Here is a 16,928-nt window from a genome sequence, read left to right as displayed (position 1 = left end):
TTAAATTTAATATATTAAAATAAGAGGCTAATAATTGTATACAATTATTAGCCTCTTATTTTAGCCAATTAAAAACTATAAATCTTTTTTTCTATATCTTATGAAAGCTACAACAGTAGCTATTAAACATATTATTGTAGATGTAAAGAATACGCAATCTAACCCATATAAAAATACTGATTCATGTCCTGGTACATAATTAGATACCTTATAACCTAATTTATAGCTCATTCTTCCATATAAGATTGTTGTTGCAAAAGTAAATCCATAAGCCATGGCTAGATTTGAAACTAATGAATTCATGCTACCAGCAATCCCCAATCTATTTTGTGGAATTTTTTGCATAACCAATGCATTGTTAGTTGATTTAAATATTCCATTCCCCAATCCCATTACAGCACAGCAAACTCCTAAGTAGATTAATGATGAATTTATATTTATTTTTCCCATAAAAAATAATCCTACTGTTAATAATGCTACTCCTATTAATGATATTAGTCTTCCATTAAATTTATCTGAAAGCGATCCACTAAATGGAGCTACTATTGATAAACATAGTGGATAAATAATTAAAAATAATCCTGCATGTAAAGAGTTCATTTGTAATACTTGTTCTAAATATAATGGGATTATTATATTCATACTACTTATGGCTAAAAATGAAAGAGCTGAACAAGCTATACTCAATGAAAATAATTTAATATCAAATAGTTTTAAATCTAGTATTGGTGATTCCACTGTCTTTTCTAAATATATAAAAATAATTAATGATAATATAGCAATTATAAAACCTAGAATTATGTATTTATCTGTATATCCTAAAACTTCGCCTTTAGTTATTGCTAACATACTTGATACTATAAAAATAGCAAAAACTACAGTTCCCTTTATATCTATTTTTTCATTTGAATCAGTCTTCATTCTAGGAAGATACTTCATTGAAAATAAGAATGCAATTATTCCTATGGGAACATTAATCCAAAATATAAGATCCCATCTAATAGCAACTAAAACTCCACCAAGAGCAGGACCAACCATAACCCCCATAGCAACAGCACTTGCTGATAACCCCATAGCTCGTCCTCTTTCTTTCTCATCAAAAACAGAGGTTATTATTCCCATTCCCGTTGCCATAGCGCAAGCCCCTCCAATTGCTTGAATACTTCTTGATGCTATTAATAGTGGTAATGTTTTTGATAACCCACTAAGAAATGAACCTATAGTAAATATTAAAACTCCAGCCTTAAATACCCTACACTTTCCTTTTACATCCCCAATTCTTCCACATAATAATACCAAAGCTGATATAACCATAAGATAACTAGTAACAATCCATTGCGTATCTAATATAAGTTTATTTAAATCTGAAGAAATTTTAGGCAAAGCAACATTTACTATACTACCATCTATACAAGCCATGAATGTCATTATTACTACACAAAATAAAATAGCCCATTTATTCGATTCAATTCCAGTTTTACTTTTCATCTCATTCATAACCGTTCTCTCCTCCCATAGTTTTTATTTATATTATACACCTTTTATTAACACTCTATTAACATTTGCCTATCCTCTATAAAAAACAGAATAAATTAGTTTTATTATTTCATACTTAAACCATTAATATCTAAATAAAAAAGTAATTATTAAAGCTAAGAAAAATATATATATTTAAGTTTTATATTATTATAATTAAATAACCTAATCCTAAATCACTTATAAATCTAAACATTATTAAAATAAACCATTTATTTTATAAATCTTATTTTTATCCACTTTGATTATTTTAATTTAAAGGATTATATTTAACTTAAGGTTGTTCATGTTATAAAATTTGTTCACAAATTAAAAGTTAACCTTAGTAAACTAAATGCAAAACCCTTTTTACTAAGTAAGTAATACACTTCTGTAAGTGGCTATAGTTCAAAAAGATAACATGAGCAACTTTTAAATAAATCTTAATTTGGAAGTGATTTAAATGAAAATACTACTTCATATTGATGAACCTAATAAATGGTCATTAGTCCTAGGAAATATAAAAAATGTTTTAGCTAATGGTGAAGAAAATAATACAACTTATGAACTAGAAGTATTAGCTAATTCTATGGCTGTTTTTCAGTTAAGAGAAGATATAGCTAAAAATTCTAATTTACTAAATCAAGTTAATGAATACTCAAAGAAAGGTGTAGTCTTTGCTGTTTGTAATAATTCATTAAAAAAATTCAATATAGATCCTAAAGAGTTAATCTCCTTCTGCAAAGTAGTTCCAGCAGGAATTATTGAGCTTGCTAAAAAGCAATCTGAAGGATATTTATATATAAAACCATAAAATTTAACATAACCCCACTACCCTTTAAAATTATCTAAAAAGACCTATGTTGGTAGAAACATAGGTCTTTTTATTTTATAATTTAAATTTTAAAGCATAAAATAAAATTCAAATCATAAACTAGTAACATTAAATGGGACTACTATATAAAATATAGTATATTTTCATTTTCAGTACCTTGTAATATATAATAGCTTATGATATATTATAGTAAAAGATTTACAAATTATAAATAAAAATCTATTGAAGCCTTTCTATTACAAGGTTTCTAAAGATTTATTTTAAATATGAAAGCAGGTGAACAAATGAATTCTCAGTTTAAAAAAGGGGTTTTAGAGCTTTGTGTTCTCTCACTACTGTCAAAGAAAGACTACTATGGCTATGAACTTATAAGTAAAATTTCAGAGAGAATATACATTTCAGATGGTACTATATACCCTATTTTAAGAAAACTTAGTAAAGAAGGATTTTTCACAACTTACTTAAGAGAATCTCAAGAAGGTTCACCAAGAAAGTACTATAAAATTACTGACTTAGGACTTCAACGTAAAGAACTTTTAAAGCGTGAATGGTTTAACTTATTGGACGGCATAAATTATTTATTAGAGGAGGGGGAGTAAAATTGAATAAACAAGAATTTCTTAAAGAATTAAAACAAAATTTAAGAGGCTTTTCCCAAGAAGAGATTGATGATATTCTATATGATTATGAAGAACATTTCTCTATAGGATTATCTTCAGGTAAAACAGAAGAAGAAATTGCAGAAGATCTTGGTAACCCAAAAGATATAGCTCAGCAATACAAAAAAGCAAAAGGAAACCCAACCATAGAGGAAACAGCTAAGTACTATAAAGAAAAAGCTAGAGAAAAAACTAAAGCTTTTAGTAGAAGCATGTCAGATAACAAAAATAAATCTGATAGATTTATGAAGATAGCAATTTTCATACTATTAGCAGTAATACTATCCCCTATAATTCTAGGGGTTGCTGGAACAATACTTAGTACATTTGTAGGAGGTATTGGTCTTATATTTGGATCAGCTATAGGAATGATTTCATGTGTAGCCGTTGCTGCCACTACCCCAAGTAACCTTACTGCATTATTCTTTGGTGTAATTTGGATTCTAGTATCACTTATATTCTTTGGAATACTAATGACTATACTTGGATATTATGGAATAAAGTTTTGTATATTCTTAGTAAAAAAGGCTATGGAATACTTAACTGGAGAACCTCCTTTAAAAGACAAAAAATCATTTTGGAGTAAAAAAGGGATAGTTGCTATAATAGTTTCCTTAGTTGTTGCAATAGCTACATTCTCAATAGGATTATTCCAAACAATATCTTCTGGATTATCTATAGGAAGTGATTTAGCTCCTCAGGTTGGTAGTTATCTAAATGAATTTGGTGACGATAGTTTCTTTGATCTTAACTTTTTCGGAACTAATCGTAATATAAATATAACTAAAACTGAAAATCTAGATAATGTTAATAGTCTAAATATAAATTCAGTTATATCTGATGTTGATATAGTTAAATCAAATGATAATATGATTAAAGTAGAACTTAATGGTGATTATAAATCAAGTGATAATTCAAGATTAATAGACTTATCTTTAGTTAAAAATAATAATGATATTTTAATCAAAGAAATCAATACACCCCATAATATATCTTCTAATGACTTACACTTAGTGATTTATATTCCTGATAATTATAAAGGAGATATATCTGTTTCAAGCGTAGCAGGAGATATAAAGTCTGATAAAATTTTAGAACTTAACTCTCTTAAAGCAGATTCAGTTAGTGGAGATGTTGAATTTTCTTCTGTATCAGCACCAATAGTTGATGTTAACTCAACATCTGGTGAAATAAAGTTCAATAATTTAAATACAAATTCTTCTGCATTAAAATCAGTATCTGGTGATATTAATGTTGATTCATATGTAGGTTCTCTAACTGCTGAATCAAAATCTGGTTCTGTAGATTTTAATATATCTGAAATTAAAGGTCCTTCTACTATAAATACAATTTCAGGAGATATAGACATATCTCTAGGTATTTCTAATGACCTTGTTTTAGATGGAAAAACTATTTCAGGTAACATCTCAGTTTCAAATGATTTAAATAATCAAACAATTGAAACTGGTGATAAATTCTTAAAAGCTACTTTTAATGATGGTAAAAACAAACTTAATATAACAACAACAAGCGGAAATATTGAGTTAGATAATTAGATATAAAAAAGCATCCTGTGGGTATCCAGGATGCTTTTTTTGTTAGTTGTTATTTTTGTTAGTTGTTAATTTGTTAGTTGTTAATTTGTTATTAGTCGTTATTTACCGATTTTAATTTTTAAATAAGGGTTATTATACATTTTGGATTTAAATAAAATTGTCTTAAGGGTTATTTTGGAGTAGGCAACTCCTAAAGTATTAATATATTTTATACTGTTTTAACATAATAAACTTTCCTGCTTAAAGTTATATAAACTCAAGACAGGGTTTTAAATATTTGCTTTGACTTTTAGTTAATTTGTTGTGTGCTTTAAGTTCAAGAGAACTTATTTTAATAATTTTAAAATGTATAACTTATTATCTGAATAAGCTTCCACTAATTATTAGTTTTTGAATTTCATTTGTACCTTCATAAATTTGAGTTATTTTAGCATCTCTCATCATTCTTTCTAATTGGTACTCTCTCATGTATCCATTACCACCTAGCATTTGAATAGCCTCAGTAGTAACATGCATAGCAGCATCTGTACAAACTAGTTTCGCTTTAGCAGCTGATATTGAATAAGATTTTCCATCTTGTTTATCTAATGCAGCCTTATATAACATATATTTAGCTTGTTCTATTTCAACTTCTAATTCAGCCATTTTAAATGCTAAATACTGTTGTTTAAATAGTGGTTTACCAAACTGCTTTCTTGTCTTCATATATTCCTTAGCAATTTCAAAAGCTCCTTCTGCTATACCTAGCCCTTGTGCTGCAACACCTATTCTTCCTCCATCTAGAGTTTTCATAGCTATTTTGAAACCATCACCTTCTTTTCCAACTAAATTACTAGCTGGTACTACGCAATTATTAAATAAAACTTCTGAAACCTGAGCAGATTTTATACCGCATTTATCTTCAATTTTACCAATAGACACTCCTGGAAAATCTTTTTCTACAATAAATGCTGATAATCCTTTAGGTCCTTTTGTTTTGTCTGTTAGCGCAAAAACTATGAAAGTTCCTGCTAATGGTGCATTTGTTATGAAACATTTTGCTCCATTTAATACATACTTATCACCTTGTTTTTCAGCTACGGTTATAACTCCACCAGCATCAGATCCAGCATTAGGTTCAGTTAATCCAAATGAACCTAACTTTTTACCAGAAAGTATATCTGGAAGATATTTTTTCTTTAGCTCCTCTGAAGCATTACTAATACCTCCAGCACATAATGAAGTTGTTACTGAAAGTGAAATTCCCATAGATGCATCAACCTTTGAAATTTCTTCAACCGCTAATACATATGATAGATAATCTCCACCCGATCCACCATACTCTAATCCATAAGGTAGACCTATAACACCTAATTCACCTAACTTTTTATAAGCTTCTAGTGGAAAAGTACTGTTTTCATCATTTTCAATAGCAAAAGGTTTTAATTCCTTTTCAGCAAATTCTCTTACTGCTCTTTGTACATCTAGTTGTTTCTGTGTTAAACTAAAGTCCATACTATAAATCCTCCCAAAAATTCTGTAATTATATCAAAAGCTAAAAGCCTTTTATTACCTTGTAAATTAAAGTTCTTGCCTTATTGCTTATCCTATTTTAACCCCATAGGCTTATCATAGAATATACGCTCGTCTATAAACCTAAGTGGCTCATCTATTTTAGGAACAAAGTCCATGTGAGCTAATATATCTTCTTCAAGATTAACTCCTGGTGCAATCTCAGTTAAATGCAATCCATCTTCTTTTAATTCAAATACAGCTCTCTCTGTTATGTACATAACTGGCTGTTTTGTCTTGTTAGCATACTCACCACTAAAAGTAATCTGCTCAACAGCTTTAAGAAACTTATTGCATTTTCCTTCTTGCACAATGTGTAATTCTCCATCACTTACAGCTACTTTCAAACCAGAAGCTGTAAATGTTCCACAGAAAATTACCTTTTTAGCATTTTGAGTTATATTAATAAATCCACCACAGCCTGCTATACGAGGTCCAAACTTACTTACATTTATATTTCCTTGTTCATCAGCCTGAGCTAATCCCAGAAATGCTAAATCAATTCCTCCACCATCATAAAAATCAAACTGGTATGGCTGATCTAAAATAGCTTCTGGATTAATACAAGCTCCAAAAGCTGCTCCCCCTTGAGGAACTCCTCCAACTGGTCCAGATTCAACTGTAAGTGTCATATAATCTCCAATACCTTCTTCATTAGCAACCAATGATATTACCTCTGGTATTCCTATACCTAAGTTAACTATTGTATCTTTTCTAAGTTCCATAGCCGCTCTTCTTGCAATAACTTTTCTTGCATTCAGAGGTGCTTTTTCTATGCTACTTAGTGGTATTCTTATCTCACCTGTATATGCAGGATTAAATTTCATTCCTAAACATTGTTCATGATCACAAGGTTCTGAAACAACAATACCATCAACATATATTCCTGGAATTTTAACAAGTCTTGGATCTAAGCATCCGCTTGATACCACTCTTTCAACTTGTACAAAAACTTTTCCTCCATTATTTTTACAAGCCTGAGCTATTGAAGTTACATCTAATGTAGCAACTTCTCTATCTAAAGTTATGTTTCCACACTCATCAGCTGAAGATCCTCTTAAGAAACAAACATCTATTGGAAAAGATTTGTATAATAACTTCTCATCTCCATCTATCTCTACAAGCTTTACTATATCTTCCTTTGTCACTTCATTTAATTTACCTCCACTAATCCTTGGATCAACAAAAGTATTTAAACCAACATGAGTTATAGTCCCAACCCTTTTACCTGCTATATCTCTAAATAATTGAGCCAAAGTTCCTTGTGGTAAATTATAGGCTTCAATTTTATTTTCAACAGCCATTTTTCCAAGCTTTGGTGCCATATTCCAATGCCCTGCTATTACTCTCTTTGTCATTCCTTCATGAGCAAAGTGATCTGCTCCACTTCCATCTCTATTACCTTGTGCTGCAGAATACATTAAAGTTATATTCTTAGGATGACCAGTTTCTAAAAAACGCTTCTCCAAAGCCTTAGTTAAGGATTCTGGGCAACAGCTAGCAACAAATCCTTCTGTTACTACGGTATCTCCATCTTTAACTAACTCTGCTACTTCACATGGTTTTAAAAAACTAACTCTTACCATACATAACAATCCTTTCTTGGGGTAGTATATTATTTAAAGTTGCTTAAAATTAGTTTCTATTTAACATTTATAACTTAATATAAGATTTTATATATTTAAATTAGTTTTATTTATCCTGAAAGTCGGCCTTTCTTTTTTCTACAAATGCACTCATTCCTTCTACTTGATCTTCTGTTGAGAAACATAGACCAAATAAATCTGCCTCATAGTTGTAAGCTGATTCAGTATCCATGTTTAATCCATTATTTATAGCAGCTTTAGCTAATCTCACTCCTACTGGGCTCTTCATCATTATTTTATTAGCTAATTCTCTAGCTTTATCCATTAATTCTTCTGACTCATAAACCTTATTAGCTAGACCTATTCTATGTGCTTCTTCAGCATCTATCATATCTGTTGAAAATATAAGCTCCTTAGCTATACCTTTACCAACAAGCCTTGGAAGTCTTTGTGTTCCTGCAAATCCAGGAAGAATACCTAAATTAACTTCTGGTTGCCCAAATTTGGCTTTCTTTGAAGCTAATCTTATATCACATGCCATTGAAAGTTCACAGCCTCCCCCTAATGCATATCCATTAACAGCAGCTATAACTATTTGTGGCATGTTTTCTATATCAGCAAAAACTTTTTGAGCTAATCTTGAAAATTCTCTTGCTTCTATAGCATTTAAACCTTTCATTTCAACAATATCAGCTCCTGCTACAAAAGCCTTCTCTCCTGCTCCAGTTATAATTACAGTTTTGATATCTTTTCTCTTTGAGATTTCAGTTATAACCTCTCCAAGTTCAGTTATAGTTTGGTTGTTTAATGCATTTAATGCCTTAGGTCTATTTATTGTAACCTCAGCAATTCCATTTGCTTCATTAAAAATAATATTTTCCATAAAAATCTACTCCCTTTCAACCTTTAATAGTATTAAAAATTAACTCTGTAGCCATAAACCTTTAATTTATATATCTTAAATAGGTGCAATGAGGTTTAAATTAAAATTCTAAATATAGTAATTGTCTATTTAAATCAATAATTTTAAAAGGTGGTAATTTTAAAAATCATTGTTACTAAACATTGTAAATCAGCTTATAGCCTACAGATAAGGAAGTCATTTAATCAATAAAAGTTTATTCCACGTCCATACTCATAAATTTAAGTGGTAGTGCTAATAGTACTCCGCCCCCAACCATATTCCCTAAAGTAACCCAAAATAAGTTTCTAAAAATAAGCGGTAAGCTTATGCTACCTGATGAGAAATATGCTATAGAGAATATTCCCATATTAGCAATACTGTGTTCAAAGCCAGCGATAACAAATGCAAATATACACCAGAACATAATTATTAATTTTCCTGTCTCAGATTTCATCTTTATTGTGCTAAGGAATGCTATACATACCATGAAGTTACAAAGCATACCTCTTAAGAAAAGTTCTATAGAGGGCAAATTAAGTTTTACATCGACTATACTATTTGCATAATCTTTGATTAGATCCATAGATGCACCACTTTTCACAAATAAAAACGCTAATATTATAGATCCTATGAAATTGCCTAAATAACTCATTAACCACACTTTTAAAGCCATGGTTAATGTGCAATCCTTGTTATATATCCCTATAGCCATTACTAAATTATTCCCTGTGAAAAGTTCTCCCCCTATAAAGGCTATAAGCCCAAGAGCTAATGAGAAGGTAGCTGCAACCATTATCCTTGCTACTTCTGGATACGAATCATTTAAAACTGCTCCAGTTGTGTAAGAAAGTATAATAGCTACTACTAAGAAAAATCCAGCAACTATAGCTCTAAAAATATATTTGATAGGAGTTCTATCTGCGAACTTAAACTTATTAACTGCTATGTCTGAAATTAAATCTATATCTTTTCTTTGCATTTACGCTCCTTTTTTATTTATATTTATTATTTTATTTGGCTAATTTATAAAACGTCATTTGATTCATTAATTTAAATCACTAAAGCGCACAAGAATTTTAACCCTTCGACTACTTTATATAATGACCATATTTAAATTATTATTTTTTTAAGGGTAATCTTATTTTTAATTAATATGGAATGGAGCTTTAAGTAACATTAAGATTAATGCTTAAGGAGAAGTTGAAAGATAATATTCTATTACTAAATTACTACATTCCATATAAATAAACTTTTTATATATAAAATTCTCTTTTAGTAAACAACATTTATATTGGGCGAAGCCCAAAAATTTATTGAAAAATTTCACTCCAATCCAATTAATTCCAAAACCCACCAATATAATGTTATTTTTAGAGTATTAGGCAATTATTTTAACTTATCGTATCCTTCATAATTAACTTTAACTAGCTCTCCAGTTTCAAATGATTCTTTACAAGCATATCCAACAATAGTTGATAATACACCATCTTCAACTGTTACAGCTGGTTTTCTATTTTCTAATACACAATCAACGAATTCTTTAACCTCTGCTAAGTAGGCATCTTCAAATCTTTCTAAGAATCCACCAGCACATTCTTTATTAACTCCTCTATCATCAAATACAGTCACTAAATTTTTGTCTGGAGTTGTACCTATTCTTAATGTTCCTTCTGTACCTATAATCTCAGTTTCTATGTGATATCCGTGAGCACAATTTCTTCCTGCAACAAGTAAAGCCATTGTCCCATTTTTAAATTTAACCATAGCTGCCCCTGTTTCAGCATCATTAATTTCATCAAACTCTTTATATCCATAAGCTCCGCCTATAGCCCACAATTCATCTGCTTCTGATTCTAAATACCATCTAGCTAAATCTATATCATGTATTGCCATATCTAAGAATAATCCACCGCTGTAGCTATCTTTAGCAAATTTTAAGAAGCTTGGTAAAGCTTTAGCTGGATCTAATCCATAGCATCTAACTAATATTGGTTTACCTATAACACCCTCTTCTATTTTTTGTTTAGCATAAGCATATGATTTATCATATCTTCTCATAAAGCCTAACATGAATATTTTTTCTGGATGAGAATTTACTGCTTTCATAGCTTCAACGGCATCTTCTAAATATAATCCAAGTGGTTTTTCACTAAATACATGGAACCCTGCATCTAAGGCTTTTTTAATTTGTTCACAATGGAATCCTGATGGTGAGGCTATAAATATAGCATCTAACTCTTTATTAGTTAACATTTCATCAAAATCAGTATATCCATATGGAATATTCCATGCTTTTTTAACCTCTTCAACTTGAGCTTCATCTATTGAACATACTGCTAAAAGATTAGCATTTGGAATTTTAAATGCTAAGTTCTCTGCATGAGCTCTTCCTAGTCTCCCCAATCCTACAATACCAAAATTCACTTTTTTCATTTTAAATTCCTCCAAACCCATAATTCATATTTATCTCTTCATATTTTCTTTTTAATTTGTATATTAAGGTCAATTTAACTAATTTAAACTAACCATTTTAACTTTTTAACAATCTATTTCTTGCTAAGCTAATCCTATTGGAGAGAATAGTAAGTATATACATACCATTACAATAACAACAGCAGCCGATGCTGGTTTTGCATATTTCCATGGAGTCATATCTACTAAAGATTTATCCGCTTGTACGAAATCTGTTTCTCTTGGCTTGATCTTACCTATTACTAACATAACGATTATACCTATTGGTAATAGAACTCCTAATACATATAGGAAGTGTACGTTTGATAAGAAGAATTTTGATAACGTATACAAAATAATGTGAACTACAAATACTGCTTTAGCAGCTAAACTTGGTACTCTCTTTGTAAAGAAACCAACGATTACACATGCTAATATTGGAACATTAAAGTATCCGTTACACTCTTGTAAGAAGTTATATAATCCTGATGGAGCATATAATATGAATGGTGCAACTATAACTGATATTATTGAAACTACTATTATAAACTTTTGACCCACTTTTACAAGTTGCTTATCTGAAGCCTCCGGATTTATCATAGGTTTGTATAAATCTAGAGTGAATAGTGTTGATGAACTGTTCATTGCACCGTTTAATGAACTCATTGCTGCTCCAAATAATACGGCTGCAAATATTCCTAATAATGGTGCTGGAAGTACATCAAGTAATAATGTTGGATAAGCCATATCTGCATTTGGTAATGAATCTCCATACTTTGCAAAAGCTATTATTCCAGGGAATACTAGTATAGCTGGAGTTAATACTTTAATTAATCCTGCAAGTATAGCACCTTTTTGAGCTTCTTTTAAACTACTAGCTCCTAAAGCTTTCTGTACTATTGACTGGTTTGTACACCAGTAGAATAAGTTATTAAAGAATAATCCTGTAAATAATACTGGCCAAGGAATTAATGGTGATTGTGCATTTGCTGGATTAATAGCATTAAGCTTTTCTGGGCTTGCTAATATAATTTCAAAGCCTCCAACAAAGTCTCCATTTCCTAAAAGTAATATACCTAATACAGGTACTAAAAGTCCTCCAATTAATAATCCAAGTCCGTTTACAGTATCAGAGAAGGCTGCTAATTTCATACCTCCAAGAACTGTATATATAGCTCCTACTACACCTAGTAAGAATCCAGTTAATGCAACTGCTTGGAATGTTGTTATTCCTAAGAGGTCTGAAATACCAAATATCTGATTTAATACTAATCCTCCTGAGTATAAAACAGTTGGTATATATGTTACAACATAACTTACTAAGAATAATATTGATACTATTCTTTTAGTAGTGCTGTCGAATCTCTCTTCTAAATAATCTGGAATTGTAGTAATCCCACCTTTTAAATATCTAGGTAAAAATATAAGTGCTAGTGTTATAAGAGCTACACAAGAGGTAACCTCCCATGCCATTGGTCCCATATTTGTAGCATAACTTTGTCCATTAAGGCCTATAATCTGTTCAGTCGAAAGATTTGTAAGTATCATAGTGGCAGCTATTACAGGACCACTTAAGCCTCTACCTGCTAAGAAATATCCTTCTGCTGTTTCTGTATTGTTAGTACCCTTAGCTTTATACCAAGCAATAGCAAATACAGCTATTAAGAAGATTGCAAAACTCAAAAATATGAACATAAATTTTCCCCCTACCATATTTATTGCTGGTAGCAATATCCCTTTAAAATATTGCTACCACATTTTTGTTTTTCATCTACCTAAAAACTTATCTTAAAGGTCAGTTTTTTCCTTTATGTATTTTCTAGCTTTTATTGCATATTCTAATGGGTTTGCTATTGCTGGATCTTGTTCTGCTTCTACTAATAAATATCCTTCGTAATTGTTTTCATCCAATACCTTAAAAATTGGTTCAAAATCTATACATCCATCTCCAGGTACTGTGAATGCTCCTTTTCTAACCCCTTGTAAGAAGCTTAATTTATCATTCTTAACTTCTTCAACTACTTCTTTTCTAATATCTTTTAAGTGAACATGTTTTATTCTATTAACATATTTCTTTAACACTGCTAAAGCATCTTCACCTGAGTAAACTAAGTGACCTGAATCAAATAGTAAATAAACTAAGTTCTCATCTGTTAAATCCATTAACTTATCTATTTCTTCAGTTGTCTGTACCCCAGTACCCATATGATGGTGATAAACAACTTTCATTCCTTTTTCCTTAGCTAAAGCTCCTAATTTATTTAAACCTTCGGCTAACTTTTTCCACTCTTCTTCATTAAATACATATTTTCCATCAAATATTGGAGTTTCCATTTGTCCTTGAATACTGTGTCCTTGTTCAGAAACTACTATTACTTTAGCTCCCATAGCATTTAAGAAATCTCTATGTTCTATAAATGCTTTCTCTGTTTCTTCATATGGCTTAGTTGTTAAGAATGAACTGAACCATGCACTTGCTATTTCCATTCCTCTTAAATCTAAAGCTTTTTTAAGAACTTCTACATCTCTTGGATATTTATTTCCAACCTCCGATCCTTTGAATCCTGCTAAAGCCATTTCACTTACACATTGCTCAAAAGTATTCTCTTTTCCTAAGTCTGGCATGTCATCATTTGTCCATGCTATTGGTGCTATTCCTAATTTTACATTTGAATTAAACATAATATTATCCCCCATTACCTTTTTTATTAGTCAGAATAGCCACCTCACAAATAGCTATTCTGATTTAATTCTTTTATACCTTTAAAATACCACTTACTTTTAGTATTCTATCTTAACTGGTCTACCTTCTTTTAATGATTTAGTAGCAGCTAGTCCAACTAATACTGAATATAATCCCTCATTAGCTCCAACAGGAACCTCTGTATTGTTAACTAAACAATCAACAAATTGTTGCATTTCATTTATATAAGCATCCATATATCTTTCTAAGAAGAAATACTTAGGTTTTTCTGCAACTATACCATCTACACACGCCATTGTAACTGTAGTATCTGTATCATTGTCAGCCATTACATATCCTTTACTTCCAAATACTTCGATACGTTGGTCATATCCATAAGCAGCTTCTCTACTATTATCTATAACCCCTATACATCCATTTTCAAATTTTAATGATATTATAGCTGTATCTACATCTCCTACTTCTCCTATTTCAGGATTGACCATACAAGCACCTTGTACATAAACTTCTGAAATTCTACTTCCACTTAAGAAAGCAGCCATATCGAAGTCATGTATTGTCATATCTAAGAACATTCCTCCAGAAACCTTAACATACTCTATTGGTGGAGCTTGTGGGTCTCTTGAAGTTATTTTTATTATGTGTGGATTGCCTATCTTATCATCATTAATAAGAGTTTTTAACTTAGCAAAGTTATGATCAAATCTTCTATTAAATCCAACTTGATATTTAACACCTGCTTTTTTAACAGCCTCTAAAGTCTTCTCGATTTTAGCAACATCGTAATCTATAGGTTTCTCACAGAATATGTGTTTACCCTTTTCAGCAGCTTCTATTGAGATTTTTGAATGAGTATCTGTTGATGAGCATATGATTACTGCATCAATCTCTGGATCATTTAATATCTCCATGTAATCTCCAGTATAATTTGGAATCTTGAATTCCTCAGCAGCTTTCTTAGCTGACTCTTCAAATACATCTGCTATAGTCTTAACTTGAGCACCTTTTACCTTTTCTTGAATAGATTGAGCATGGATTCTACCTATTCTTCCAGCTCCAATAACACCAATATTAATCATGACCATTTCCTCCCTATAATTTAATCTTAGATTTATCTTAAAATACTTCGAAGTAGTTTACTTCAAAGATTTTAATATCTCTTGTAATTCTTAATAAATTTCTCAGTCTGTTTCTCATAAATGGTTATATTAAATTTTCAAATGTATTTTAATTAATATTTTCTTGCTTCTTTTAAGTTCTTTTCTTTATTCTCAAATGCTTTATTAACACTTTCAATCTCTGATTCTTCAGCTATACCAACATGCCACCATGCACCATAACCATCAGTCATTGTTTTTGGTAATACCTTTATATCTATTAAAGTAGATACTGTTTGCTTTTTTGAATCTTCTAAAGCTTCTTTAAGCTCTGAAGGAGTTTTAACTGTGTATGTTTTAAGTCCATATCCACTTGCTACCCTAGCGAAGTCTATTGGAATTAAACCACCATCTAACTTTCCTTCTTCATCTCTATATCTAAACTCAGTTGCAAGGCTTCCTATACCATTACCCATTTGTAGATTATTTATACAACCAAATCCACAATTATCAAATAAAAGTATATTTATCTTTTTATGCTCTTGCATTGCTGTTGCTATCTCTGAATGTAACATTAGGTAACTTCCATCTCCAACCATTGAATAAACTTCTCTTTCCGGTTCAGCTAACTTAGCACCAAATGTTGCAGCAATTTCATATCCCATACATGAATATCCATATTCCATGTGGTATGAATCTTTAACATCAGTTTCCCACATTCTTTGAAGATCTCCTGGTAAACTACCAGCAGCCCCAACTACTATGGCATCCTCATCTATAGTTTCTCTTATAACTCCTAAAGCAGTTGTTTGAGTTAATCTACTTCCTGTTAATACGCTAAATTCTTCTATACACCCTTCTCTTTTAGCCTTTATTAAAGCCTCAAAATTCTCATCATAATTAATGCTTGTTAATCTCTTCATCTCTTCTTTCCAAGCTTTTTTAGCATCTACTATTTCATTATCATATGATGATTCATATCCATTAGCCTCTAACATAGCTTCTAACTCTTCTATACAAACTTTTGCATCACCTATTATTTTATGTGCATCCATTTTTCCACCATGGAATTTTGATACGTTTATAGTTACAAAATCAACTTCTGGATTTTTGAATAATGATTTTGATGAAGTTGTGAAGTCTGAGAATCTTGTTCCAACACCAATTACTAAATCTGCTTCCTTAGCAATCATATTAGCAGCAAGGTTACCTGTAACCCCTATTCCACCTAAGTTTAGTGGATGACTTGATTTTATAGCACTCTTACCTGCTTGTGTTTCACATATTGGAATATTGAATTTCTCGGCAAAATCTACTAAAACTTCTCCTGCTTCTGAGTACCTAACCCCACCACCACAAATTATGATTGGTTTCTTCTTTTCTCTTATAACCTCTAATGCCTCATCAAATTCATCTTGAACAGCTAGAGGTCTTGTTATTCTATGAACTCTTTTCTTGAAGAAATATTCTGGGAATTCATATGCCTCACCTTGAACATCTTGTGGTAACGCTATGCAAACAGCCCCTGTTTCAGCTGGATCAGTTAATACTCTCATAGCATTTATCATTGCTGACATTAACTGCTCTGGTCTATTAACTCTATCCCAATACTTACATACTGGCTTAAATGCATCATTAGTTGTTATACCTAAATTGTAAGATTGTTCAACTTGTTGAAGTACAGGATCTGGCTGTCTTGTAGCAAATGAATCACCTGGTAATAATAATAATGGAATATTATTAACTGTGGCAGTAGCTGCTGCTGTAACCATATTTGCAGCTCCTGGTCCGTACTGAACTTGAACAAGCGATTATTTTTCTACGATTGTTTTGTTTTGCGAAAGCTGTAGCTGCATGAGCCATGCCTTGCTCATTTCTTCCTTGATAAACTCTTAGTTCACCCGGATTTTCATACAAAGCCTCTCCCAATCCAACTACAATACCATGTCCAAATATAGTGAATATACCATCAACAAATTTTTCTTCTTTGCCATCAAAAGAAACATATTGATTATCTAAAAAATTTACTAGCGCTTGGCCTGTAGTCATTCTCATAAACTTCTCATCCTT

12 protein-coding genes and 1 pseudogene are annotated in these 16,928 nt (G+C 31.0%); 3 read left to right on the top strand and 10 right to left on the bottom strand.

Annotated features, from left to right (window positions below; genetic code table 11):
- Positions 1-75 precede the first annotated feature (75 nt).
- The gene (locus ACQZHJ_RS00930; RefSeq protein WP_430483677.1) at positions 76-1,497 is read right to left on the bottom strand and encodes an MFS transporter; all 1,422 of its coding nucleotides are present in this window, start codon (positions 1,495-1,497) and stop codon (positions 76-78) included.
- A gap of 481 nt (positions 1,498-1,978) precedes the next feature.
- Between ACQZHJ_RS00930 and ACQZHJ_RS00925 the strand changes: the two genes are divergently transcribed.
- The 3 genes from ACQZHJ_RS00925 (at position 1,979) to ACQZHJ_RS00915 (ending at position 4,565) form a co-directional block, all read left to right on the top strand.
- Positions 1,979-2,329: a DsrE family protein gene (locus ACQZHJ_RS00925; RefSeq protein WP_430483676.1), complete on the top strand. Its 351-nt coding sequence runs from the start codon at positions 1,979-1,981 to the stop codon at positions 2,327-2,329.
- A gap of 305 nt (positions 2,330-2,634) precedes the next feature.
- Complete coding sequence (locus tag ACQZHJ_RS00920; RefSeq protein ID WP_430483675.1) at positions 2,635-2,949, top strand: PadR family transcriptional regulator; 315 nt, start codon at positions 2,635-2,637, stop codon at positions 2,947-2,949.
- 2 nt (positions 2,950-2,951) lie between these two features.
- A complete protein-coding gene (locus ACQZHJ_RS00915; RefSeq protein WP_430483674.1) occupies positions 2,952-4,565 on the top strand; it encodes a DUF4097 family beta strand repeat-containing protein in 1,614 nt (537 codons plus the stop codon).
- Positions 4,566-4,922: 357 nt separating this feature from the next.
- On the opposite strand, the gene ACQZHJ_RS00910 is transcribed toward ACQZHJ_RS00915, so the two are convergent.
- From ACQZHJ_RS00910 to iolD, 9 genes and pseudogenes are all read right to left on the bottom strand, one after another.
- Positions 4,923-6,059: an acyl-CoA dehydrogenase family protein gene (locus ACQZHJ_RS00910; RefSeq protein WP_430483673.1), complete on the bottom strand. Its 1,137-nt coding sequence runs from the start codon at positions 6,057-6,059 to the stop codon at positions 4,923-4,925.
- A gap of 92 nt (positions 6,060-6,151) precedes the next feature.
- Positions 6,152-7,702 carry an acyl CoA:acetate/3-ketoacid CoA transferase gene (locus tag ACQZHJ_RS00905; protein WP_430483672.1) on the bottom strand — a complete coding sequence of 517 codons (1,551 nt, stop codon included), beginning with the start codon at positions 7,700-7,702 and terminating at the stop codon, positions 6,152-6,154.
- Between the two features lie 106 nt (positions 7,703-7,808).
- Positions 7,809-8,585, bottom strand: coding sequence for a short-chain-enoyl-CoA hydratase (locus tag ACQZHJ_RS00900; protein WP_430483671.1), 777 nt, complete (start codon positions 8,583-8,585; stop codon positions 7,809-7,811).
- Between the two features lie 235 nt (positions 8,586-8,820).
- Entirely contained in the window at positions 8,821-9,585 is a 765-nt protein-coding gene (locus ACQZHJ_RS00895) for a formate/nitrite transporter family protein (protein WP_430483670.1), read from the bottom strand.
- A 407-nt stretch (positions 9,586-9,992) separates the two neighbouring features.
- Positions 9,993-11,039, bottom strand: a complete 1,047-nt coding sequence (locus ACQZHJ_RS00890; protein ID WP_430483669.1) for a Gfo/Idh/MocA family oxidoreductase — start codon at positions 11,037-11,039, stop codon at positions 9,993-9,995.
- Between the two features lie 123 nt (positions 11,040-11,162).
- Positions 11,163-12,752 carry a solute:sodium symporter family transporter gene (locus tag ACQZHJ_RS00885; RefSeq protein ID WP_430483668.1) on the bottom strand — a complete coding sequence of 530 codons (1,590 nt, stop codon included), beginning with the start codon at positions 12,750-12,752 and terminating at the stop codon, positions 11,163-11,165.
- A 93-nt stretch (positions 12,753-12,845) separates the two neighbouring features.
- Positions 12,846-13,739, bottom strand: coding sequence for a myo-inosose-2 dehydratase (gene iolE / locus ACQZHJ_RS00880; protein WP_430483667.1), 894 nt, complete (start codon positions 13,737-13,739; stop codon positions 12,846-12,848).
- Between the two features lie 99 nt (positions 13,740-13,838).
- Positions 13,839-14,840 carry an inositol 2-dehydrogenase gene (gene iolG, locus ACQZHJ_RS00875; RefSeq protein WP_430483666.1) on the bottom strand — a complete coding sequence of 334 codons (1,002 nt, stop codon included), beginning with the start codon at positions 14,838-14,840 and terminating at the stop codon, positions 13,839-13,841.
- 152 nt (positions 14,841-14,992) lie between these two features.
- A pseudogene (iolD, locus tag ACQZHJ_RS00870) lies at positions 14,993-16,913 on the bottom strand (3D-(3,5/4)-trihydroxycyclohexane-1,2-dione acylhydrolase (decyclizing)).
- Between the last annotated feature and the right edge of the window lie 15 nt (positions 16,914-16,928).

Origin of the sequence: Clostridium sp. B9, from assembly GCF_050509515.1 — a bacterium.
Taxonomy (GTDB): domain Bacteria; phylum Bacillota; class Clostridia; order Clostridiales; family Clostridiaceae; genus Sarcina.
Note: the sequence above shows the minus strand (reverse complement) of the source record. Positions and strands in the feature narration are given on the sequence as shown.